The organism is Bacteroides sp. 43_46 (genome assembly GCF_001915455.1).
In the GTDB taxonomy this organism is placed as follows: domain Bacteria; phylum Bacteroidota; class Bacteroidia; order Bacteroidales; family Bacteroidaceae; genus Bacteroides; species Bacteroides caccae.
In genome coordinates this window covers 12,366-36,398 of the sequence record NZ_MNQN01000113.1, presented here as the reverse complement: position 1 = coordinate 36,398, position 24,033 = coordinate 12,366, and the positions used below count along the sequence as shown (strand labels likewise).

The following is a 24,033-nucleotide window of genomic DNA, read 5'->3' as shown; positions in this document are numbered from 1 at the left end:
ACCATAACGACTTTATACCGACAATGAAGATGAAAATTTATCCATACCTATTTAGTTTGCTTGCCTGTATCGGAATAACGCTACCCGGCTATTCACAGGTCGATAGAAACAAGACCCTTATCCGTTCCGCCCTTCACGGACTGGAATACGAAATAAAAGCGGGATTCAGTATTGGCGGCACAGCTCCGTTCCCTCTTCCGGTGGAGATTCGCTCTATCAATGGTTACAATCCGACACTTGCTATCAGTATCGGAGGAGAAGTAACAAAATGGTTTGCCGTTCAGAACAAGTTAGGTGTTATTGTAGGACTACGGCTCGAAAATAAGGCAATGACTACCAACGCCACCGTAAAGAACTACGGTATGGAAATTCTGGGACAGGGAGGCGAAAGAATCAGCGGCGTATGGACAGGAGGCGTAAAAACAAAAGTACACACTGCCGGACTCACCATTCCTCTAATGGCTACTTATAAACTGAACAATCGCTGGAATATAAAAGCCGGTCCTTATTTCTCATACATCCTTTCAAGAGAATTTTCGGGACATGTATACGACGGTTATTTACGTGAAGACAACCCGACGGGACCTAAAGTAGAGTTTACCGACAACAAGGTTGCCACTTACGACTTTTCGAACGATTTGAGACATTTCCAATGGGGATTACAGGCAGGTGCCGGATGGAGAGCCTTCAAACACCTTAATATATATGCTGATCTCACCTGGGGACTGAATAATATCTTTAAAAATGATTTTCATACCATCACTTTTGCAATGTATCCGATTTACCTCAATATCGGATTCGGATATGCGTTTTAATAAACAAGTAACAGTTATTGCTGAATTACATTCCCAAAAGAATATATCAGAAGAAGAATGCCTGAAGTTACTACTGGATTTCCGACGAAAGCACCTATGCATCAACCGGACTAACTATTGCAGTATCACCGGAGTAAACAAAACACATGCCATACTCCAATTGAACTCTTTCATCGAAAAAGGAATGATCCATAGACATGGAAGCGGAAAAGCAGTAGTATATATTCAGAGATAAAATTAGTCGTTACCGGATTCTTCCACCTGCTTCACTCCGGAATAAGTAACCTTTACGGTCTGTTGCAATGTAGCTACTTTTACATTGATATTCATAGTGAGAGCTCCACTTTCCACTGTTCCTTCTACTGTGGTGGCACAAGTGCCGAGAGCGGCAGCATCTCCCGAAAAAGTCAAATTCTGTTGACCTGTGAAAGTCGAGGCGTCAGTCTCTTTTTTCACCGTACATTTGTCTATTACAATATCGCCGAACTTCATGATCGTTCCGTTGAGAAACAATTCAAATTCTTTCAGTTCCATTTTTACTTCCGTATCGCTGACCTGGGAAATGGTGATAAACTTGGCTATCCCATTGCCAATCACTGTTTCCTGATCGGAATTATCCGGCTTCATTGATATATCCAGATTACCCCAATAAGTGCCCACTACATCAGGAGCTGTAACAACTGCTTCTTCTTCAGGAGGATTATTACCACTTATATCATTATCATCATCACTGCTACAAGCTGTAAAGAGAGCGACTGAACAGATTAATGCCCATAAATACAATAGATTCTTTTTCATACATTGTTGGTTTAGTTATTAAATAATCGTCAATTATAAACTAAAAAGGAGAAAAAAGGTTCAATTTGGTTCGTTTTTTGAAGATATTTTGAGATCGCAACATTCTTACCGAAAACTTTGTTATATTTGCATAGAGTAATTTTAAAAAAGCCACAACTATGTTTAATTCATTTGGCAATATCTTTCGACTCACAAGTTTCGGTGAGTCTCATGGCAAAGGAGTTGGTGGAGTAATTGACGGATTTCCCTCCGGAATTACTATCGACGAAGAATTTGTACAACAAGAGTTGAATCGCCGCCGTCCGGGACAATCTATCCTGACCACCCCACGTAAGGAGGCTGATAAAGTCGAGTTCCTTTCCGGCATTTTTGAAGGAAAATCAACCGGATGTCCCATCGGTTTCATCGTATGGAATGAAAATCAACATTCCAACGACTATAATAATCTGAAAAACGTATACCGCCCTTCACACGCCGATTACACTTACACCGTAAAATACGGAATACGCGATCATCGCGGCGGCGGGCGATCATCGGCACGCGAAACGATTTCGCGTGTGGTGGCCGGTGCGCTGGCTAAACTGGCACTTCGTCAATTAGGAGTCAGCATTACCGCTTATACCTCACAAGTAGGCGCTATCAAGTTGGAAGGCAGTTATTCAGATTACAACCTCGACCTGATAGAAACTAACGACGTGCGTTGCCCTGACCCTGACAAAGCAAAGGAAATGGCAGACCTTATATACAAAGTAAAAGGCGAAGGTGATACAATCGGCGGTACGCTGACCTGCGTTATCAAAGGATGTCCTATCGGACTGGGGCAACCCGTTTTCGGTAAGTTGCACGCTGCACTGGGCAATGCTATGTTAAGTATCAATGCCGCCAAAGCATTCGAATATGGCGAAGGATTCAAAGGACTGAAAATGAAAGGTTCCGAACAGAACGATGTTTTCTACAATAACAACGGACGGATTGAAACACATACCAACCACTCCGGAGGTATTCAAGGAGGACTCAGCAACGGACAGGATATCTACTTCCGTGTTGTATTCAAACCGATAGCCACTCTGCTAATGGAACAGGAAACGGTCAATATCGATGGAATCGACACAACACTGAAAGCCCGTGGACGCCATGACGCCTGCGTACTGCCCCGTGCCGTGCCTATCGTCGAAGCAATGGCCGCTATGACTATACTTGATTATTATTTGCTGGACAAAGCCACCCAGCTTTAATTATTATCTTTATATGAACGAAATTCAGAAATACATCGCAGCAAACGAACCTCAAATAATGGAGGACTTGTTCAGCCTCATCCGTATTCCCAGTATCAGCGCCCTGCCCGAACATCATGACGATATGCTGGCATGTGCCGAACGCTGGGCACAGTTATTACTCGAAGCGGGAGTGGATGAAGCATTAGTAATGCCCTCCCAAGGCAATCCGATTGTCTTTGCACAGAAGATTGTGGACCCAGACGCAAAAACCGTATTAGTTTACGCACACTATGACGTGATGCCTGCCGAACCACTCGAATTATGGAAAAGCCAACCATTCGAACCGGAAATACGGGACGGATATATCTGGGCACGCGGAGCAGATGATGACAAAGGACAGTCTTTCATCCAGGTGAAGGCTTTCGAATATCTCCTTAAAAACGGGTTATTGAGGAATAACGTGAAGTTTATCTTCGAAGGAGAAGAAGAAATCGGTTCTCCCAGCCTAGAGGCATTCTGTGAAGAACATAAAGAGTTGCTGAAAGCGGACGTTATCCTTGTTTCGGATACCAGTATGTTGGGTGCCGACCTTCCGTCATTAACCACCGGCCTGCGCGGACTGGCTTATTGGGAAATCGAAGTAACAGGACCGAACCGCGACCTGCATTCCGGACACTTCGGAGGTGCGGTAGCCAATCCTATCAATGTGCTTTGCCGGATAATCAGTAAGGTGACGGATACAGACGGAAGAATCACTGTCCCCGGATTTTACGATGACGTGGAAGAAGTACCGCAAGCTGAACGTGAAATGATAGCCCATATTCCTTTCGATGAAAAGAAGTATAAGGAAGCAATCGGCGTAAAAGAACTTTTCGGAGAGAAAGGATACAGTACACTGGAACGCAATAGCTGCCGTCCGTCTTTTGATGTATGCGGCATTTGGGGCGGGTATACGGGAGAAGGTTCAAAGACCGTGCTCCCTTCAAAGGCTTATGCCAAAGTATCTTGCCGACTGGTTCCGCATCAGGATCATCATAAGATTTCGCAAATGTTCACTGATTACATTCTCAGTATTGCTCCAGAAACAGTTCAAGTGAAAGTAACACCGATGCACGGCGGACAAGGTTATGTCTGCCCGATTTCACTTGCAGCCTATCAGGCAGCCGAAAAAGGTTTTGAAATAGCTTTCGGGAAAAAGCCGTTGGCAGTACGCCGTGGCGGCAGCATTCCTATCATTTCTACTTTTGAACAGGTACTGGGAGTGAAAACCGTACTCATGGGATTCGGTCTGGAATCAGACGCTATCCATTCGCCGAATGAGAACTTCTCACTGGATATTTTCAGGAAAGGCATTGAAGCTGTGGCCGAATTTCATCAGGAATATGCCGGACGGTAAAGTGGACACAAGAACCATTATTATAAACGGTATAAACAAAACGGCGGGCAGGCTTACAATCAAGCATCTGTCCACCGTTTTATTTTATAGATAACAAGAAACTACTACATGAGCGGAGTCTCAAAAAGGAACGTAAATGACTCACTATCTTTCAAATCCTTCACCGCATCTCCTGCATAAATCTCTCCCTTCGTCAAAGACAATTTCTTTATACCGGCTTTCGGGCTAAAGTCTATCTTTTTCAAATCAAGCCAAAACAAATTCGGCGTCAATGTGGATTCAAAATAATAGACCTTATTCTTCTGGTCGGAGACGGAACGCCAACGGGTAGAAGAAATATGAGGTTTCTCCGGAGTATTAATGCCAAATGGAACTGAAACATTACGCATCACACTCAGCACACTGGGAACAGCAATTTTTGCATCGGCAGTCTGCGGAATGGCATGAATGTAGAAAGAGGCACGGACAAAACGGTCGCTCGAACGGTTCGTTCCCGGCAACATCTGCAATCCGCCGACTTCTTTCCAGTAATCGTTGATAGCTAACTGGTATTCATACCGAGGAGAATTTGTCATTACCTGATATTCTTTCCCTTCGTGAATGCTTAACTTTCCATCCAGATATTCCAGCACAGCCGTATTGCCTGTTTCGTCGGTGATGGCCATGTGCAAAGTAGATTCCGGTCCTCCATTCGGCATACGGGGAGCGTCAATCCGGAAAGTCTCCTTTTTCAGTTCATCAACGGCCTCACGTACAGTGGCAAAGTTATCAAGCACGTATTGCGTCCAAATACTGATTCCCATTGCCGGACGGATATCACCGGGAAGCGAATAAATAGATTCGGGCAAGAAAAGTAGACTAGCCACCAAGCCCTTTTCATTCATACCGTCGCAAGTTCCTATATCATAACCGGTTGCAATCACACTTCCATACTTGGAAGTCCAGTTCACCGTTTTTTCCTTATTATGCCCAACACGCTGAATGCCACGCGGGAAAACATAGATATTCGACATAATGTCTTCTTTCCAGTCCATTGTACGCCCCGTTATCACCAACTGTTCCGGGCCGAGGTAAACGGCACGTGTACACGCCTCTACCGGCTGTATACTCATCAAAGAGAGAGCAGCCAACATCAATATAACCCCTGTCTGTTTCTTTTTCATATTCTTTTCAAATTAAATAATTGATACTCTTATCTATAATAACAAATATATAACGATTATTGCCGAAAATAAAGATGATTTTAATGAAAATAAGGGATTTGTCCAAAGAAGACTCCCAAAGAGATATTAAATAAATTTAAGACTAATGATTGCAGTTATTCTCATCTTCTATCGTCAAAAAGATAAACATAGAACTATCATGGAAAGAAAACAAACTAAGCGGATTATAATATTCCTTCTTCTATTGCTGGGTATTATATTACCCAATATGGCACAGAAACAAAAGATATGGAAAGCATTTTGCGATAAATGCCGGAGAGAAAAAACCATTGTCGGTGCGCTTCCTTCGCAGTTAGAGAAAGCTCTACGCTGGTCGCCCGGCATTAGTAATGAGCAAAAAGAAGTGATACGTTACATATTATGGAATATGGTTTACGTAGAAGGAGGGACAGCCAATCTCGGAGAAAACAACGATTATCCTGTGAATGTGGGCTCTTTTTTCATCAACCGCTATGAGGTAAGTCAGGATGAATGGTACGTCATTATGGGGGAGAATCCTTCCAACCAACACAGACGTAACTATCCCGTAGATCAAGTTAACTGGTATGACACTCAACGATTCACCCGAAAACTCTCTCAGTTATCCGGCCTCCCCTTCCGTCTGCCGTTCGAAGCAGAATGGGAATATGCCGCACGTGGAGGCTTGAATACCCAAAACTACATTTATGCCGGTAGCGATGACCCGACACAAGTCGCTTGGTTTAAAGAAAAATACTCCAATGAAAACACATATGTATCCAACGATATAGGAACCAAAAAACCCAACGAACTCGGACTTTATGATATGAGCGGAAACATCTACGAATGGTGCATGGACTGGTATGATAAAAAAGTTCCTTTCACCGGAAATATTGATCCTGACCTGAAGGGGATTGATCTACATAAAGTGCTACGCGGAGGAAGTTATTATACTATCGCCAAATACTGCAAAATCACCAACCGTTATGGAGTCAATCCACTGCGTTGGGACATTGACTACGGATTACGGCTAGTAATATCCTTTCAGGATAACACGGAGGAAAAGAGAGTAGCCCAATAAAAATATTCTACACTAATCATACACATAAAAAATCCCGTATACGTTGTTTTGAATACTCAAACTATCACATATACGGGATTTAAAAGAACAAGCCTTTACCTTGTTTAAACTAATCGTTCATTATAAACAAGCTTAATCGTCAGTAGGAACTTTCATGTTCTCATAAACCTCAATCCATGAGTTCCATTCGGCAGGTGCGTCATTGGTCGCAGCAGTTTTCAGTGTACGATATTTATAGGAAAGATAAAAACGGGTGACTCCGTCTACGGTGATGTATCTGTTTGCCTGCTGGACAGACAATGCTTCATCATCATCAGTTGTACCGGGTAATTGTACTACCTCTATCAATTCTGATTTATAAGGTTTTAGTATAAGAGTATTATATTTGGTACCATCGATATAAGTCAGTTCCTCCTCACCGATTTCCATGATAAGGCTCGACTTGTTTATTAATTCCTCTTCTGCTTTATTGGCACTGTTTTCAATGCCGGCATTCAATCTCACACCCCGTTTCGACAAGGGATATAGAATCTTATTCGCTGATATCTGTGTAGGCTTTGTATCATCTTCCCGCAGCTGAGTACCCCTCATAAATAATGTCAAAGGACTTTTCTGACTGGTAAAATCATTCTCAATATACACCTTATACAACACCCGCGACTTATCTTTATTCACTTCATAAGGAGTGCAACTGGCAATCCGTAAAGGAATCAGATAAGTGGAATCGGGAGACAATCCCTCGGTCCTAACTTCAATAGGCAACTTTACATAGGGGTCCTGATCGCCAACTTTCATCACCGCAGTATAACTTTTAATCGTATATCTGGAAGGATCCAGTTCTTTCGCGTACTTATCCTCATCCAAGTCAAAGTTATCATGATTATACTTATCAATCAAGTCAGGATCTTTTTCCAACGTTACGGTCACGTCCTGGTCAATAGCCCGTGTACCACCTGCGTAAATGGTTATATATCCAACGGAAACCGGAGTATTCAGCGAATGAGTGACCGGAAACGTCAAGTCCGTTTCACTCAACACATACACCACCTTCTTGTATAGCTCACCTTCAAATATTGAATTTTCATTGCACGCTGTCAATCCCATTAACACGGCACAATACATCATATATTTTGTTATTGATTTCATTCTCATATCAAATTTTAATTTATAGTTCCCGTTAATTATCCCAACCCGGATTCTGATCCATTAATGGCACTTTCCGCAATTCAGCACGGGGAATAGGCAAGAAGACCATTTTCTTATCGGCCACTCTGGTACGTGCAAAAAGATGATTGACCGTTGTTCTTTGGAAAAATTCATCTTCAAACCCGTCCGTATTCATACCTACAATCGGTTCTTTTTCCGTATCCAAATAAATACCCCAACGACGGACATCATAAAAACGTCTGTTCTCGTGAAGGAACTCAATCATGCGTTCTCTCACAATGATGTCAAACATTTTATCAGCAGAACTTAACTCATCGGTAGTCAAGCCCGGCAAACCCGCCCGATAGCGAACCATATTAAAGTATTTCGCCATTTCGTTCATATCGCGAGTATAAGTGCCCGTGCTTTCATCGCTGAAAGTCACCGTATGAGATCCGGTCAGATTATTCAATGCTTCTACATACGAAAGTAATATTTCCGCATAACGGATAATGGGGAATGATTTAGGTAATACGGTTGCATCGGTACCACTCCAAGCATCATCATTATGGACATATTTCTTCATCACATACCCGGTCACCGGATAATTGTTGGCGTCACCGGAACCTACCGCTTTATCCTTTCCGGAAGCCCCATAGCCACTCGCACCTTTCCAATAATAGACATAGACATTTTTCTTCACAGCTTCACTTGTAGAAGCACAAGGCCAGAAACAACCGCTAAAACCAATCGATGCATAGAAGCGCGGTTCACGGTTTATATACATATTATAAACACCGCTCTTTAACTGGTATCCGGAGAAAGACTTCACTTCAGAAGTGAATCCGTCTTCCAGATATGGATATTCATCGCTCGAATTGGTACGATCTCTACCATCAACCATATAGTAAGCATCAATAAACTTCTGAGGGACAGCCATTCCATTATATCCTCCCATTAGCCCCACCGGAAAAGCGTGCCGGGTATAACTACGAAGACTACCGGATGTTCTTCCCCATATATATTCCGGATTCTTAGTAGCGGTCGATTCGCCCGTAAACATATCGCTATAAGATTTATAGGGATCAATCCCCACAGCCCCTTCCGGGAAAGTTTTCGTATAATAGTTTACGTCTGATACATTGGTCGGCAATTCCGGCGTGTACTTGTCACTTTTTACGGTATGCAACTCATACATATCCATATCAATTACCCGTTTGGCAGCATGCGCAGCTACCGCCCAACGTTGCTCGTCATAAGTCTGGCTAACATAGGGAACATTGTCCGATTTACGTATCCAACCTCCGAAAGTCGTTTTCGCTGCACTTCCTCCATTGAACAAAGGACTTGCCTGTTGCAACCGTAAGCGAGCAATCAGCGCATACGCAGCTCCGCGTGTAGGACGCCCGAACTGAGATACCGTAACCCGCAAAGGAATATAATTTGCAGCAATTTCCAACTCGTTACAGATATAATCTACTGATTCATCATACGTTGCTCTTTCCTTATTATAGTATGCAGGAGATTCATTGGTATTCATCGGCTCATCTCCCACAAGAACGACAGGACCAAAGTTTTGAAGCAAATTATAATAAGCATAGCCTCTCATAAAATGTGCATAGCCCAGAATCTCGCGTTGTTCTATATTTGTAAGGTCTTTACATTCATTGATTCTACTGAAAATAATATTAACCTTACGAATGATTTTATACATCTGTGCCCAGTTATTCATCGTTCCCAAGTTATCGGGAGTCGTGTGCCCCAAAACAAATGTTACTCCGGGAAATTCGCCCGTGTTCCATTGCACAAAGGCTTCATCCGAACCGGTAACACCCGGTGTATAAGCACCACCCCAGATAGCGCCCTCATCGGGGAAGAAAGCAGCCGTAGCCCATAGATATTTCTGAAGATTCATTTTATTCTGAAAAATAGAATCGTATCCCAATGTATCAGCAAAATACTCATCCACATTCAAGTAATTGCAGGAGGACAGGCAAAAGTAGAACGCTGTACATAGCGTTATCATTAATCTTTTAAAATATTTCATATCATGCATATTTAGAAATGGATATAGGTTTGAAATGCGTAACGGGCAGGAATAGGATAAACACGCCCCATTTTCTGTGCTTGTTCCGGATCTACTGTTTTCACACCGCTCCAGACTGCCAGATTATATCCCACCAATTGAAAGTCGAATGACTGTATACCCAGTCTTTTTACAAATCCCTTGGTCTTCAGGTTATAGGTTAAGCTAATTTCCTGTAAACGTAAATAGCGCGCATTGTCTTTCCAGAAAGTAGATTTCTTAGTATTATTTTCATTCTTACCATAGGATAATCGAGGGAATGCTGCATTAGGGTTTTCCGTAGAGGGATCTCCTGAATACCAGGCTGGAGTCCAGCGATTTGCCTGAACGCCGGCTTCCACAGGTACATTACCTGTCTTTTCACCATGGAAAGGAACATATCCCATTTCATATCCATTACCGACTTTAAAATAGGTTGTATTTCCCGTTCCTTTGAACAGACAAGCCAGTGTAAACGATTTGTAACGGAACTCTCCGCCGAATCCATACATCAATAACGGATAGTTAGAGTAGGCCAACGGCACTTGGTCGTCTTCCGTTATACGTCCATCACCATTCACATCTTTATATTTAATATCACCCGGACGGACAGTTCCAAACTGCGACGGACTGCTCTCCACATCTTGGTCATCTCTGAACAATCCCAATGCTATGTAACCACGTTGCACTCCATACGGCATACCGCTTATCTGCTGATAGGGATATTTTGGATCAGCCTGTTCCCAGTTCTGCACATCATTCTTCGAATAGGTAAAGTTTCCTCTGATCGTAAATGAGAAGTCTTTGCCTATATCCTGCGAATAAGAAATATTTCCGTCAGCTCCGTAGCTACGCATCTTTCCCACATTACCATAAGGCATGGTGATAATACCCGCGAAATCAGGAACCTGAGTTCTCTGCTGGAAAATACCATTTCGCTGGTCATTGAAATAATCGACCACTAAGGAGAGTTTTTCTTTGAAGAATTTCGCTTCAATACCCACATCCGCTTTGGTTGATTTCTCCCAAGCCAGATTGTCAGCACCTACGATAGACTCGTTCACACCATTGGAATCGCTTCCCCAGCCCGTAGCCGCATTAGAATTAATAATAGTCAGATAAGGGAAGCGTTTATTGGAAATACGGTCGTTACCTACTTGTCCATACGAGAAACGGATTTTAAGAAAATCCAGCCAAGGCACCGCTTTCCGCATGAAATCATAGTTTGTCGGCACCCAACCGATAGCTCCCGAAGGAAAGAAACCGAATTGCTTACCCGGCTCGAAGTTTTCGGAACCTGTATAACCGAAGTTTGCATCAATGAAATAGGTATCTTTAAAACTATAAGTAATTCTTCCGGATACTCCCTGATAACGTTTGGGAATAGCGCTCATACTGTCAGTGATGTCTTTAGTCGCCTTCTCGTCACTCATGTAATAGTAAAGCAAGGCTGTTGTCCTGTGTTTATCATTGAATAACCTTTCGTAATTGGCAGTAAACTCGAAATGATATTTACGCCAATGATTCAATGTCTTACTGAATGTAGCTGCTTGAGCGTCAACTTTCTTTGCCAATTGAAGTTCTCCGGAAGTCGTTCGCCCGATAGCCGAATACATCTCCGGCATTACAAAACGAGTCTCATCATAATATACGTCGCTATTCAACGCGCCCTGTACTTTTACTTTCAATCCTTTCAGAAGAAATGACAAATCCTGGTTCAGAGCGAGAGTCACCATATTTTTGTAAGTCTCGCGGGTAGCCATTCCCGTATGATTAAGCATTACATAAGGTGAATAGGCATCATTGACACCATAAGCCGGAAGTTGTCCTGTTGAAAACCTAGTAGGAATAGTCAACGGTGTCAACATTGACTGAGCATTCCAAAGTAAATCTGTGTTAGCCATTCCCGGCTCTTTTTTATTGGATATAAATCCGTCCAACCCCAAATAGAGGGTGGTTGACTTAGTAACATTGATATCCAAATTGGTTCGATAATTATATGTGTTGTATCCTGTGTCTGCCTTGTAACGGCTGTCAGGGCCTTGAATATATGCTGCCGACTCTTTCGACATACCCATACTCACAAAATAACGGGCAATACTACCACCTCCCTGTGCACTTACATAATAAGTCTGCTGGAAAGAAGTCTTATGCAGAATTTCGTCTTGCCAGTTTACATCCGGATACAAATCCGGGTCCAATTGATATTGGATTAAATCCATTTCCATAGGAGAATAGAGTTCTTTCTCTCCTGAAACGACTCTGGCTTCATTGGCCAGCTTGGCGTAATCATAAGCTCTCAAATATTTAGGTAACCGCTTCAACTGTGAAATAGTAAAATTGGCACGGGCTGTAATTTTGAGTTTTTCTACTGTTCCCCGCTTGGTCGTTACAAGAATTACTCCGTTAGCACCACGAACACCGTAAACCGCCGTTGCAGAAGCATCTTTTAAAACAGAAAAGCTCTCTACGTCAGCAGGATCAACCTGACTCAAATCGCCTTCCAAACCGTCAATCAACACCAAAGCCGAACTATTAGCACCAAATGTTCCTATACCGCGAACCCAAAATTCCGAGATATTTTTACCCGGTTCACCACTCGACTGGATAGAGATAACTCCCGGCACTCTACCTCCCAAAGAGTTATTCAGTGAAGTGGCCGGAACAGCAAGGTCACCAATATCCACGCTTGTGATAGCTCCTACTACGCTCACTTTACGCTGGGTTCCCATACCCACCACTACTACTTCGTCCAAAGCAGTAGCAGAAGGAGTCATTTTAAGAACCAGGTTTGTCTGGCTATCGGTAACGAAATACTCTATCTTATCATATCCGATATAATTAACGATCAGTACATCGCCTTTATGTGCCTGAACTTTAAATCTACCATCCAAATCGGTCGTTGTACCTACGCCCGGACGGTCTTTCAAGAATATATTAGCGCCGATAATCGGTTCCTTATCGGACGACTTATCGACAACTATACCCGAAATAGTCAGCGATTTCCCCGCTTTTTGAGCCATGACGCCCAAACAGCATAAAAGTAAAATTTGAATAATATATAATTTTCTCATGTTGAATTAGTGATAAACAGGTTACTGAATAGCAAGTTTTCTAATACACTTATTTTTAGTATCTGCAATGTAAATTGTACCTTCTTCATCCACAGCTACTCCCCAAGGCTCATCAAATAAAGCGTCATCCGGCGTACCGTCTACATAGCCGGCTCTGCCCGGGACACCAATTACAGTACTTACTGCTCCTTCCCGGTCAATCGAACGAATACAATGATTACTGGAATCTGCAATATACATGATTCCGTCTAAGTCGAAACATATCTGTGAAGGGAAATTAAATCGTGCGTTCAAACGTTTTCCGTCCTCATAGCCAGGATCTTCTCTTGCTCCTGCATACAATTCATAATTTCCGGTAGAAAGTTCATAGCGATAAATACAATGCTTGCTCCGATAACAAATATAGAGCACATCCGGATCGAGACTATCAAAACAACAGATAGCATCATAAGTCCAACCCGCATCCAGCCCCGTAGTAACTAGTTCTGCTTCCTTACTCTTAGGATCCATTTTAGCCAAGTTTCCATTTAATGCCTTTATATACACCAGTTTATCTTCCGGATTAACAGCAGCGGATATATATTGGTCTAATGTTACATTCTGTGGCTTCACCTGTTTTTTAGCCCATTGTGTTTCCGGATCAAATTGTAACAAATTACCTCCTTGTACCCAAAGCGGTAAAAAGACTTTCTGCCCTTCTGTTTCAACCATTGGAATAAATGGAGCTGTAATATTTGTAGCTAATGTAGTTACCATATTTTGTTGCTCATTTATCTGGCGTAAACGATAACTGGACCTTTCGCAAACAAATATATTTTTCTCACGATCTACGCAAACAAAATGAGTCAATCCGAACTGAGCTGCCGCCAATGTTCCGTCAACTGCATTTACTTCCGTTCGCGGCGTTCCCGTAATCGTACTTACAGTAACCTGTGTCTTATACGAAAACTGCTGTTCAAAACTGGCTTTATCTTTACCTACTTCTACTGTAATAGTGCAATTATCTCCCGGTTGCCGAGGAGTAATGACATAAATTTTAGTTCCTATGGAACGTACCACTGCCGCTTGTTTTTCATTGTAGAATACTTTTATCTGCGAAAGATCAGTTCCGAAATTTTCTCCATTAATAATAACTTTCGTTGCCATTCCCCCATTTTCAGGGTAAAAAGAGGTTAGTTTAATCGGTTGATTTGGATCATAAGGTTTGCCTGTTGTGCCACCTTCTTCTGAATCACTTTTACATGCTGAAAGAAAGGTTATCAGCATTGCAAATAAAATAGTTACCAAAGATGTTTTTCTCATTACTATTATTTCATTTATTAAATTAATGATCCTATTTAATAGTTTATCAGTTTTTTATCCTATGAAAGGAAGATCAAATAAACTTTTAAACCAAGATCAAAGGTTAACGATTAATCGAAATCCATCAGTTTTTTGGGGACCTGACTGGAATCAATTTTAGAGAATAAGCCTGTTAACACTCCTTTGAAGTATCAACATGTTTGCCTTTGTTTTTGAATTTTCATTTCCAAAATTCATAATTCATAAGATAAGCGGAGGTTTTCTTTTCATAAGCATTTCTTGATTTAGTTAATAAAAAATTAGTCGAATATCCTTTGCTTGTTACTAAGTTCTACTTGAACTTAGGTAAAAGGTAATAAATAATAAAAAATAAGTACCTTAAATATTATTTGGATGTTTAAATGTACTTTCTCTGTATTTATTTTTATATAGCCTTCTTGTGTCTTGTGCAAATATTTAATATTCTCGAATGCAAATATACAATATTTTATTATATAACAATATATAATAAATTGTTTTATTATTATTTTTTTTCTTTTGTGAACTTTGCCAGTGATTTTCATGCCTAAAATAGTCCATGACTATATTTCGATCTAATATATCTACCGTATTATTCAAGTGAGAGTAGCACAGGGCTTTCTTTTTCAGTTTATAACCTAAGTTCAAGTAGAACTTAGGCATTTTTTAGCATTTGATTCAGTGTACTCGATCAAAGTTTCATAGAATCGCGTTATCTTTTTGAATACCAACAATATACATTACGCGAACGTCTTAATCTTAATAATTACAAATATCAGAAATTAGTTACATTTTCCCTAAATGCTTCCACTATTATGAAAAAAAGTTCTCACTGTAGTGAGAACTTTTTTCCTTATCGCGACATTTTTTTCTTATTATGATGAAATTTACAACAACACACTATAATTTAGTAATAGTATTGGCTACAACTGAAACTCGTCTTTTACTTAAACCTTATAAGACTAAAACTATTCAAATGTTTTTCGGTATGTACATCCATTTTTCCATTCCGAACACCCGTAGGCTGTTTTTCCTTTTATGATAATTCCCTTACCACAAACCGGACAGGATTGTCCTACTAATGAGTCCGGAGTATTATTCAGAGAAGAAATAGGGGTAGCAACAGGAGACGGTGATACTTCTGTTTTTGACTCTTTTGATTCTCCTGCTTCGGAATTCTTTTTTTTCTCTTTCGGCGGCGTACTTACTTTCCGTTCACGTTTTTTAGGTTCCTTCTTTGCCTTCTCTTCGGTCTTGGCAGCTACCGCATCTTGAATAGTGATACGACGATTGGTATTATCAGAAAGTACACTCATTACAATTTCCGAAACCATTTGTTTCAGTTCTTCAAGAAATTGGCGAGCATCGTATGTTTTCTTTTCTATCTCACGCAACTTCTTTTCCCAAATACCCGTCAACTCCGCTGATTTCAAAAGTTCTTCGTGGATTAGCTGCACCAATTCTACTCCTGTCGGTGTAGCGATCAGATTCTTTCTCTCCTTGCGGATATAATTTCGTTTGAACAGCGTTTCAATAATAGCGGCACGGGTAGATGGGCGACCGATACCATTCTCTTTCAAGGCATCGCGAAGTTCATCATTATCGACTAGTTTTCCGGCGGTTTCCATAGCCCGGAGCAAGGTCGCTTCCGTAAAAGGTCTTGGCGGCTGCGTCCATTTTTCATTCAAGTCGGGGATGTGAGGACCACTCTCCCCTTTTGCAAAGGCAGGAAGGACATTTTCATCGTCATCGTCCTTTTCTTCAGTAGTGTCTTTCACATCTTTAGCGAATACCACACGCCAGCCTGGTTCTAAGATTTGCTTACCGGTGACTTTAAATTCTATTTTATCCACTTCACCCATCACGGTAGTAGTCGAAATCTTACAATCAGGATAGAACACTGCTATAAAACGGCGCGCTATTAAGTCATAGACACGACGTTCCATATCAGTAAGGTTTTGAGCATAAACTCCGGTAGGGATAATGGCGTGGTGGTCCGTCACTTTCGAATTATCAAATACCTTTTTTGATTTAGGCAACGTAGAACCATTCAACGGGGCAGTCAATACTTCGTAATCACGAAGCCCTTTCAGAATACCAGGACATTTCGGATAAATATCGTCGCTCAGAAAAGTGGTATCAACACGTGGATATGTAGCAACTTTCTTCTCATAAAGAGATTGGATCAGTTTCAGTGTTTCATCGGCAGAATAGGCGAATTTCTTGTTACACTCTACCTGAAGGGAAGTCAAGTCAAACAAACGCGGAGCATATTCCTTTCCGTCTTTCTTACCAACACTGGTTACCACAAAAGGAAGGTCTTTGATACGTTGTACCAAGGCTTCACCTTCTTCACGATTGGCGATAGGATCGATACCCGGATTGTCTATTTTCTTTTTTCCACCGTTTTTTTCTTCTTCTGCCGCTATTTCTTCATCACTTTTGCGGATAAGTGCGGAGAAAGTAGTATCTCGATAGTTTGTTTTTAGTTCCCAATATTGCTTGGGTTGGAAATTGGCAATTTCCAACTGACGGTTGACAATCAATGCCAAAGTAGGTGTCTGCACACGTCCGATAGAAAGCACCTGTTTGTTTTGACCATATTTAATAGTATATAAGCGTGTGGCGTTCATTCCCAGCAGCCAGTCACCTATTGCACGAGAAAGTCCCGCCTCATACAACGATTGGAAATCAGACTGATCTTTTAACTTGGAAAAACCTTCACGAATAGCCTCTTCCGTCAAAGAAGAAATCCACAAACGCCTCACCGGACAGCGTGCACCCGCCTTTTGCATCACCCAGCGCTGAATCAATTCTCCTTCCTGACCGGCATCACCGCAATTGATAATCTCATCTGCATTCTGCATCAACTGTTCGATAATATGAAACTGTTTCTCAATACCCGGGTCATGTCCAATCAGTTTGATACCGAAACGTGGGGGGATCATCGGCAAGCTACCCAAGCTCCACGATTTCCAATTGGGTGTATATTCATGCGGTTCTTTCAAGGTACAGAGATGCCCGAATGTCCAGGTCACCTGGTATCCGTTCCCTTCTATATATCCCTCTTTCCTTGTATGAGCGCCGAGTACCTCGGCTATATCGCGTGCAACAGATGGCTTTTCGGCTATGCAAACTATCATTCTTTCTCCTCTTGTTTTTATACTATCAGTCTACAAAGTTACATGATTATTTCTCACTGACCGCATGAAGATAAAAAAAAGTCTATCATAAGAAAAAAGTGATTGCCTCTATTATAAAAGACAATCACTTCGTTAACGTTCTAATCTAGATATATCAACTACAATTATTCTTCATCCATAAGAATTTCCAGAATTTGACAAGCAGCTTTCGCTACCGGAGTACCCGGACCGAAAATAGCGGCCACACCTGCCTTATACAAGAAGTCATAATCCTGTGCAGGGATAACGCCACCGGCAATCACTACAATGTCTTCACGTCCCAGTTTCTTCAACTCTTCGATAATCTGCGGAACCAATGTCTTGTGTCCGGCAGCCAGTGAAGAAACACCTACTACATGAACATCGTTTTCTACCGCTTCGCGAGCTGCTTCCGCAGGAGTCTGGAACAGAGGTCCCATATCCACGTCGAAACCACAGTCCGCATAACCTGTTGCTACCACTTTAGCACCACGGTCGTGACCGTCCTGTCCCATTTTGGCAACCATAATACGAGGTTGACGCCCCTCTTTCTTCGCAAACTTCTCAGCCAGTTCACAAGCACGCTTGAAGTCGCTGTCGTTTTTACTTTCTGATGAATACACGCCTGATATAGTTCTAATTATTGCTTTATAACGTCCTACTATCTGTTCGCAAGCAAATGAGATTTCACCCAATGTCGCACGAACACGAGCCGCTTCCACAGCCAGTTCCAGCAAGTTACCCTTACCGGTCTTCACACATTCGGTAATTGCAGCCAATGCCTTGTCCACTTCAGCCTGGTTGCGTCCTTCTTTCAAACGTTTCAGGTTTTCAATCTGTTCAAGACGAACGGCAGTATTATCAATTTCAAGAATATCAATCGGAGCTTCTTTATCCAGACGGTACTTGTTCACACCCACAATAGTCTGCTGACCACTGTCGATACGAGCCTGTGTACGTGCGGCAGCTTCTTCGATACGCATCTTCGGAATGCCGGTTTCGATAGCTTTCGCCATACCACCCAGTTTTTCGATTTCCTGAATGTGCTCCCAAGCCTTATGAGCCAATTCGTTCGTCAAAGACTCTACATAATAAGAACCGCCCCACGGGTCAACATTCTTACAAATGTAAGTTTCTTCCTGAATATAAATCTGAGTATTACGTGCAATACGTGCGGAGAAATCTGTCGGAAGAGCGATAGCCTCATCCAATGCATTGGTATGCAGAGACTGAGTATGTCCCAAAGCGGCAGCCATAGCTTCGATACAAGTACGTCCCACGTTGTTGAACGGGTCTTGTTCGGTCAGTGACCAACCGGAAGTCTGTGAGTGAGTACGCAATGCCAGTGATTTCGGGTTCTTCGGATTGAACTGTTTCACAATCTTCGCCCACAACATACGTGCGGCACGCATCTTGGCAATTTCCATAAAGTGGTTTGTACCGATTGCCCAGAAGAAAGACAGACGCGGAGCAAACGCATCAATGTCGATGCCTGCGGCAGTTCCGGCACGAAGATATTCCAAACCGTCAGCCAATGTATAAGCCAACTCGATATCCGCCGTAGCACCTGCTTCCTGCATGTGGTAACCGGAGATAGAGATAGAATTGAATTTCGGCATCTTCTGTGAAGTATATTCGAAGATATCGGAAATAATCTTCATAGAGAATGCAGGCGGATAAATATAGGTGTTACGCACCATAAACTCTTTCAGAATATCGTTTTGGATTGTACCTGCCATTTCTTCCAGTTTGGCACCTTGTTCCAGTCCGGCATTGATATAGAATGCCATAATAGGAAGTACCGCACCGTTCATTGTCATAGACACGGACATCTTGTTCAAAGGAATGCCATCGAACAGGACTTTCATGTTCTCTAAGGAACAGATAGACACACCTGCCTTACCTACGTCGCCCACAACACGTTCGTGGTCGGGGTCATAACCGCGATGAGTAGCCAAGTCGAATGCTACCGACAGACCTTTCTGACCGGAAGCCAAGTTACGGCGATAGAAAGCATTTGATTCTTCAGCAGTGGAGAATCCGGCATACTGGCGGATAGTCCAAGGACGAAGCGTGTACATTACTGAATACGGACCACGCAGATAGGGCGGAAGTCCGGCAGCATAGCCGAGGTGTTCCATTCCTTCGAGGTCTTCTTTTGTATAAACAGGCTTCACTTCAATGTGTTCCGGCGTTTTCCAGTCAGCGGAGATACCGTTAGCCTTTTGCCATTCAGCACCGTTAGCAGGCTGAAATGCGGCATATATATCTAAGTTTTTAAAATCTTTTCTCATCTTACTTCAATAGTTTGGCGTTAAACTCTTTCAAGGTATCCAGTACGTTGACACGGACATGGATGAAGTTTTCGATACCCGCTGCTTTCAGTTCGTCCATACAAGCAGGAGCACCGGCAACGATAAACATAGCGCGGCCGTCCAATGCCTTGAATGCAGGAATTGCATATTCCGCATATTCATCATCACTTGAACAGATTACGACAATATCAGCTTTGGCAGCCATAGCTGCTTCTACTCCGGCTTCTACCGTTTCAAATCCGAGATTATCAACCACTTCATAACCGGCACAAGCCAGGAAGTTGCAAGAGTACTGCGCACGTGCCTGACGCATAGCCAGATTACCGATAGTCAGCATGAATGCTTTCGGACGTTTGCCGGATGCTTCCGTTTCGAGACGCAATGCTTCAAACTCGCTGGCAGCACGGTCGAATACCAATGTATCCACGTCTTTCTCACAAGTATGGTCTTTTCCACCACAGCAGCATTTTGCTTCAACCGGTTGCTTATCTCCGGCCTTTTCATTGAAGTTCGGGAATTGGTTAGTACCCAGCAATACTTCACGACGTTGGGCCACCGCTTTATGACGGGCTTTATTACTTTCGTTGACAGCAGCCTGAACAGTCCCCGCCTTCAATGCTACATAGAAACCACCGGCTTCTTCTACAGACAGGAACAAGTTCCATGCTTGCTGTGCAATAGAAATTGTCAGGTTTTCAATATAATAAGAGCCGGCAGCCGGGTCAATTACTTTATCGAAATGAGATTCTTCCTTCAACAATAGTTGTTGATTGCGTGCCAGACGTTCGGAGAATTCATCCGGAGTCTCGTATGTCTTGTCAAACGGAGTCACTGTCATAGAATCCACACCACCTAATGCAGCGCTCATCGCTTCAGTCTGTGTACGGAGCAGGTTCACGTGTGCATCAAACAAAGTCAGATTGAAAGTGGAAGTTTCGGCATGAACCGCCATTTTTGCCGCGCAACGACATTCACCGTTAGCACCTTTGTTATCACAGTCGCGCAAACATTCCGGATTGTAAGAAGCTACAATATTCGCCCACAACAGACGTGCTGCACGGAATTTAGCAATTTCAAGGAAATAGTTGGAACTGATACCGAAGTTAAATTTGATTTTTTTAGCCACTATAGCAGCAGGAACACCGGCATCGGTCAGTTGGCTCATGTATTCATTACCCCAAGCCAATGCATACCCCAATTCCTGAGAAATATAAGCTCCGGCATTGTTCAGCGATAATGCGTTCACATTCAGTACGCGGTAGAAAGGAAGCGGTTGGATAGCTTCAATCAGTGCTTTAGCAGTTTGCACCATATCACCCTTTTCCTTGCCGCGGGTCAGCATTTTATTGAAGAAATCATAGTTGATAGAGCCTTTCAGCTTCTTCACATCATAATCCTTCTTCCGGAAATAAGCTACCAGCAGATTAGCCAGTTCAACAACGTGTCCCTGACAAGTAGAGAAGTTCAGTTCAACACACTCAGCTTGAATATCATTCAACAGAGTCTCAAGATATTCCGCATTGAGTTCTTTTGCCCTTACATGGAAAGAAAGTGAATCGACACCTTTATTCAGGATATCCAGTGCTTTCGCATTGGCCTCTTTAGGACATTCCACTTTGATTTCCTGACGTACCAGCCATTCATTGTTGTCCTTCTTGGTTCCTCTTAAATAAGGGAATTCTCCGGGAAGTGCGTCTGTCGTCTTCAACCCTTCCAAGTCCTCCATCCGGTAGAAAGGTTTCACTTTGAATCCTTCGTTCGTCTTCCAGCACCTTTCAAGTCGGCTGTAACCTTCTCCATCCATTGTTCGGTGGAGACAGGAGAAAAGTCTGAGAAGAGTTTTTCTTTTTTGTCTGCCATAGTTTATCTAAAATTAAAACAAGAATTAATATTGTCTCTATTTTTATCTGTCTCTTTCCAAATGTCTGTTGTTCGACTTGCAAATATAATTAATAAGTTCAAACGAAACTTCTTTTTATAGAAAATTCGCACACCTCCACTTTGTATAGAATCTGTATGGAAATTCTTCTTTCCCGCAATTTTTAGTTCTTCTTTTATTTGATTAGCTCCAATGTTATGACTAATTTTGCACCCGTTTTTAGAAAAGACATTATAAAAACTACTAAATTATGGATTGGTTACAAAGTTTATTGTGGGACCCCAGTTCCGTGGCACACATCGTGTTCCTCTACGCATTCGTAGTGGCAGCCGGCGTGTATCTCGGTAAGATAAAGATATTCGGTGTATCTTTGGGCGTCACATTTGTTTTGTTTGCCGGCATCCTAATGGGACATTTCGGCTTCACGGGGGGCCGTCTTTCTTCTCTTCTTTCAAAAAGGGGGGAATGACATTGAACCTGTTGGCTGTAGGCATCGTAGTGTTAAATATTGCTGTTGCATTGGGGCTCTATTACCTTTGGAACGGTCGTGTTGAATTGCCGATGATGGTAGGTATTCTCTACGGAGCTGTGACGAACACTCCGGGACTTGGTGCTGCCAACGAAGCACTGAACCAGTTGAGCTACAACGGCCCGCAGATCGCATTGGGTTATGCCTGTGCTTATCCGCTCGGCGTAGTAGGTATTATCGGTTCTATCATCGCTATCCGCTACATCTTCCGTGTCAATATGGCAAAAGAAGAAGAAAGCCTGAAAATGCAGAGCGGAGATGCACACCATAAGCCGCATATGTTGAGCCTTGAGGTACGCAACGAGTCTATCAGTGGAAAGACACTGATTGAGATTAAAGAATTTCTAGGACGTCAGTTCGTTTGCTCCCGCATTCGTCACGAAGGACACGTAAGCATTCCGAACCATGAGACTATTTTCAATGTAGGCGACCAGCTATTTATCGTCTGCTCTGAAGAAGATGCACCCGCCATTACCGTATTCATCGGTAAGGAAGTAGATATAGACTGGGAGAAACAAGATCTCCCAATGGTATCCCACCGTATCCTGGTCACCAAACCGGAAATCAACGGAAAGACGCTGGGTTCTATGCACTTCCGCAGTATGTACGATGTCAATGTAACCCGTGTCAATCGTTCCGGTATGGACTTGTTTGCTGATCCCAACCTGATACTGCAAGTAGGCGACCGTGTTATGGTAGTAGGCCAGCAGGACGCAGTAGAGCGTGTAGCAGGTGTCTTAGGTAATCAATTGAAGCGTTTGGATACTCCGAATATCGTAACTATTTTCGTAGGTATTTTCCTGGGTATCCTTTTGGGTAGTCTTCCTATCGCATTCCCCGGTATGCCGACACCATTGAAACTTGGTCTGGCAGGTGGTCCGCTGGTAGTTGCAATCCTTATCGGACGCTTCGGTCATAAACTCCACCTGGTGACTTATACCACCATGAGCGCCAACCTGATGCTTCGTGAAATCGGTATTGTGCTGTTCCTTGCCAGTGTGGGTATAGATGCCGGCGCCAACTTCGTACAAACGGTTGTCGAGGGTGATGGATTACTTTATGTAGGTTGTGGTTTCTTAATTACCGTCATTCCGTTACTCATTATCGGTGCTATCGCCAGACTATATTATAAAGTAAACTACTTTACCCTCATGGGATTGATTGCCGGTAGTAATACCGACCCTCCCGCATTGGCGTACGCCAATCAGACAACATCCGGAGATGCTCCGGCAGTAGGTTACTCTACTGTTTATCCATTATCTATGTTCCTCCGCATTCTGACGGGACAAATGATATTACTGGCAATGATGTAAATCAAGCTTAGTTTATATAAATGATAAAGCCGGCCAACTCCATAAAAGGAATAGCCGGCTTTATTTTATTTACTACCTAGTCAGTTTCTCCGAATCAAAACCTTAATTGTAACTTCTTAGCCACAAATTCTTCTACAAACCGTACTGTTTCTTCAATCCCTAAAGAAGACGAATCAATACACAGATGATAAGTAGCTGCCGCTCCCCATGTCTTATAACTATAATAATTATAATATTCCGAACGTCTTTTATCGGCTTTCTCTATCATCTCTTCCGCCACTTCTTCATTCACATTATGAATCCGGCAAAGACGCATGATACGGTCTTCTTTGGAAGCCGAAATAAAAATATTGGCACAACGGGGATGTTCCCTTAAAATATAGTCAGCACAGCGTCCTACAAACACACAGGATTTTTCTGCCGCCAAACGACGGATAACGTCACTCTGTACCTTGAACAGTGCATCATTACTCAAACAATTGTTACAAGGCATGGCTCCCTCACTGATAAAGGGGAAACGCATACCAAATAATCCGCCGATAATTCCCTGCGAAGCTTTCTCGTCCGCCTTCTCAAAAAACTCTTTGCATAATCCGCTCTCCTCAGATGCCAGATTAATCAATTCTTTATCGTAAAAGTCAATGCCCAGACGAGCAGCCAGTTTCTCTCCTATTTCTTTTCCGCCGCTACCTAGTTGGCGACCGATATTAATGACATAATTACCGTTCATAGTAAACTTAATT

Annotated in this window: 14 protein-coding genes and 2 pseudogenes; 6 read left to right on the top strand and 10 right to left on the bottom strand. The window is 42.6% G+C overall.

Annotation, left to right across the window (positions count from 1 at the left end):
• The first annotated feature begins 29 nt into the window (after positions 1-29).
• Both BHV72_RS11270 and BHV72_RS11265 read left to right on the top strand, forming a co-directional pair.
• Positions 30-815 carry a porin family protein gene (locus BHV72_RS11270; protein ID WP_022042883.1) on the top strand — a complete coding sequence of 262 codons (786 nt, stop codon included), beginning with the start codon at positions 30-32 and terminating at the stop codon, positions 813-815.
• Positions 805-1,050, top strand: a complete 246-nt coding sequence (locus BHV72_RS11265) for a hypothetical protein (protein ID WP_122295372.1) — start codon at positions 805-807, stop codon at positions 1,048-1,050. The genes BHV72_RS11270 and BHV72_RS11265 overlap by 11 nt, the downstream gene beginning before the upstream one ends.
• Positions 1,051-1,052: 2 nt before the next feature.
• On the opposite strand, the gene BHV72_RS11260 is transcribed toward BHV72_RS11265, so the two are convergent.
• A complete protein-coding gene (locus BHV72_RS11260) occupies positions 1,053-1,613 on the bottom strand; it encodes a calycin-like domain-containing protein (protein WP_005678849.1) in 561 nt (186 codons plus the stop codon).
• A 158-nt stretch (positions 1,614-1,771) separates the two neighbouring features.
• Between BHV72_RS11260 and aroC the strand changes: the two genes are divergently transcribed.
• Positions 1,772-2,848 carry a chorismate synthase gene (gene aroC, locus BHV72_RS11255; protein ID WP_005678848.1) on the top strand — a complete coding sequence of 359 codons (1,077 nt, stop codon included), beginning with the start codon at positions 1,772-1,774 and terminating at the stop codon, positions 2,846-2,848.
• A 13-nt stretch (positions 2,849-2,861) separates the two neighbouring features.
• Positions 2,862-4,226: a dipeptidase gene (locus BHV72_RS11250; RefSeq protein ID WP_005678846.1), complete on the top strand. Its 1,365-nt coding sequence runs from the start codon at positions 2,862-2,864 to the stop codon at positions 4,224-4,226.
• A 104-nt stretch (positions 4,227-4,330) separates the two neighbouring features.
• Here BHV72_RS11250 and BHV72_RS11245 read toward each other — a convergent pair whose 3' ends face one another.
• Positions 4,331-5,389: a linear amide C-N hydrolase gene (locus tag BHV72_RS11245; protein ID WP_005678845.1), complete on the bottom strand. Its 1,059-nt coding sequence runs from the start codon at positions 5,387-5,389 to the stop codon at positions 4,331-4,333.
• Between the two features lie 199 nt (positions 5,390-5,588).
• On the opposite strand from BHV72_RS11245, the gene BHV72_RS11240 reads away from it, so the two are divergent.
• Positions 5,589-6,488, top strand: a complete 900-nt coding sequence (locus BHV72_RS11240) for a formylglycine-generating enzyme family protein (protein ID WP_050396696.1) — start codon at positions 5,589-5,591, stop codon at positions 6,486-6,488.
• A 132-nt stretch (positions 6,489-6,620) separates the two neighbouring features.
• Here the strand turns inward: BHV72_RS11240 and BHV72_RS11235 are convergent, their stop codons facing one another.
• The 7 genes and pseudogenes from BHV72_RS11235 to mutA form a co-directional block, all read right to left on the bottom strand.
• Positions 6,621-7,634 carry a BT_3987 domain-containing protein gene (locus BHV72_RS11235; RefSeq protein WP_005678842.1) on the bottom strand — a complete coding sequence of 338 codons (1,014 nt, stop codon included), beginning with the start codon at positions 7,632-7,634 and terminating at the stop codon, positions 6,621-6,623.
• A gap of 31 nt (positions 7,635-7,665) precedes the next feature.
• A complete protein-coding gene (locus BHV72_RS11230) occupies positions 7,666-9,681 on the bottom strand; it encodes a RagB/SusD family nutrient uptake outer membrane protein (RefSeq protein ID WP_005682726.1) in 2,016 nt (671 codons plus the stop codon).
• Positions 9,682-9,692: 11 nt separating this feature from the next.
• Positions 9,693-12,773: a SusC/RagA family TonB-linked outer membrane protein gene (locus tag BHV72_RS11225; protein ID WP_286855987.1), complete on the bottom strand. Its 3,081-nt coding sequence runs from the start codon at positions 12,771-12,773 to the stop codon at positions 9,693-9,695.
• Between the two features lie 21 nt (positions 12,774-12,794).
• Positions 12,795-14,075, bottom strand: a complete 1,281-nt coding sequence (locus tag BHV72_RS11220; RefSeq protein ID WP_005682724.1) for an IPT/TIG domain-containing protein — start codon at positions 14,073-14,075, stop codon at positions 12,795-12,797.
• A gap of 986 nt (positions 14,076-15,061) precedes the next feature.
• The gene (locus tag BHV72_RS11215; protein WP_022042877.1) at positions 15,062-17,236 is read right to left on the bottom strand and encodes a DNA topoisomerase 3; all 2,175 of its coding nucleotides are present in this window, start codon (positions 17,234-17,236) and stop codon (positions 15,062-15,064) included.
• A 164-nt stretch (positions 17,237-17,400) separates the two neighbouring features.
• A complete protein-coding gene (gene scpA, locus BHV72_RS11210) occupies positions 17,401-19,548 on the bottom strand; it encodes a methylmalonyl-CoA mutase (protein WP_005678836.1) in 2,148 nt (715 codons plus the stop codon).
• Between the two features lies 1 nt (position 19,549).
• Positions 19,550-21,429: pseudogene (mutA, locus tag BHV72_RS11205) on the bottom strand (methylmalonyl-CoA mutase small subunit).
• Between the two features lie 269 nt (positions 21,430-21,698).
• Between mutA and BHV72_RS11200 the strand changes: the two are divergent.
• Positions 21,699-23,290 (top strand): annotated as a pseudogene (locus BHV72_RS11200) (putative transporter).
• A 94-nt stretch (positions 23,291-23,384) separates the two neighbouring features.
• On the opposite strand, the gene BHV72_RS11195 reads toward BHV72_RS11200, so the two are convergent.
• Positions 23,385-24,020 carry a cytidylate kinase-like family protein gene (locus BHV72_RS11195; protein WP_022042874.1) on the bottom strand — a complete coding sequence of 212 codons (636 nt, stop codon included), beginning with the start codon at positions 24,018-24,020 and terminating at the stop codon, positions 23,385-23,387.
• Positions 24,021-24,033: the final 13 nt, after the last annotated feature.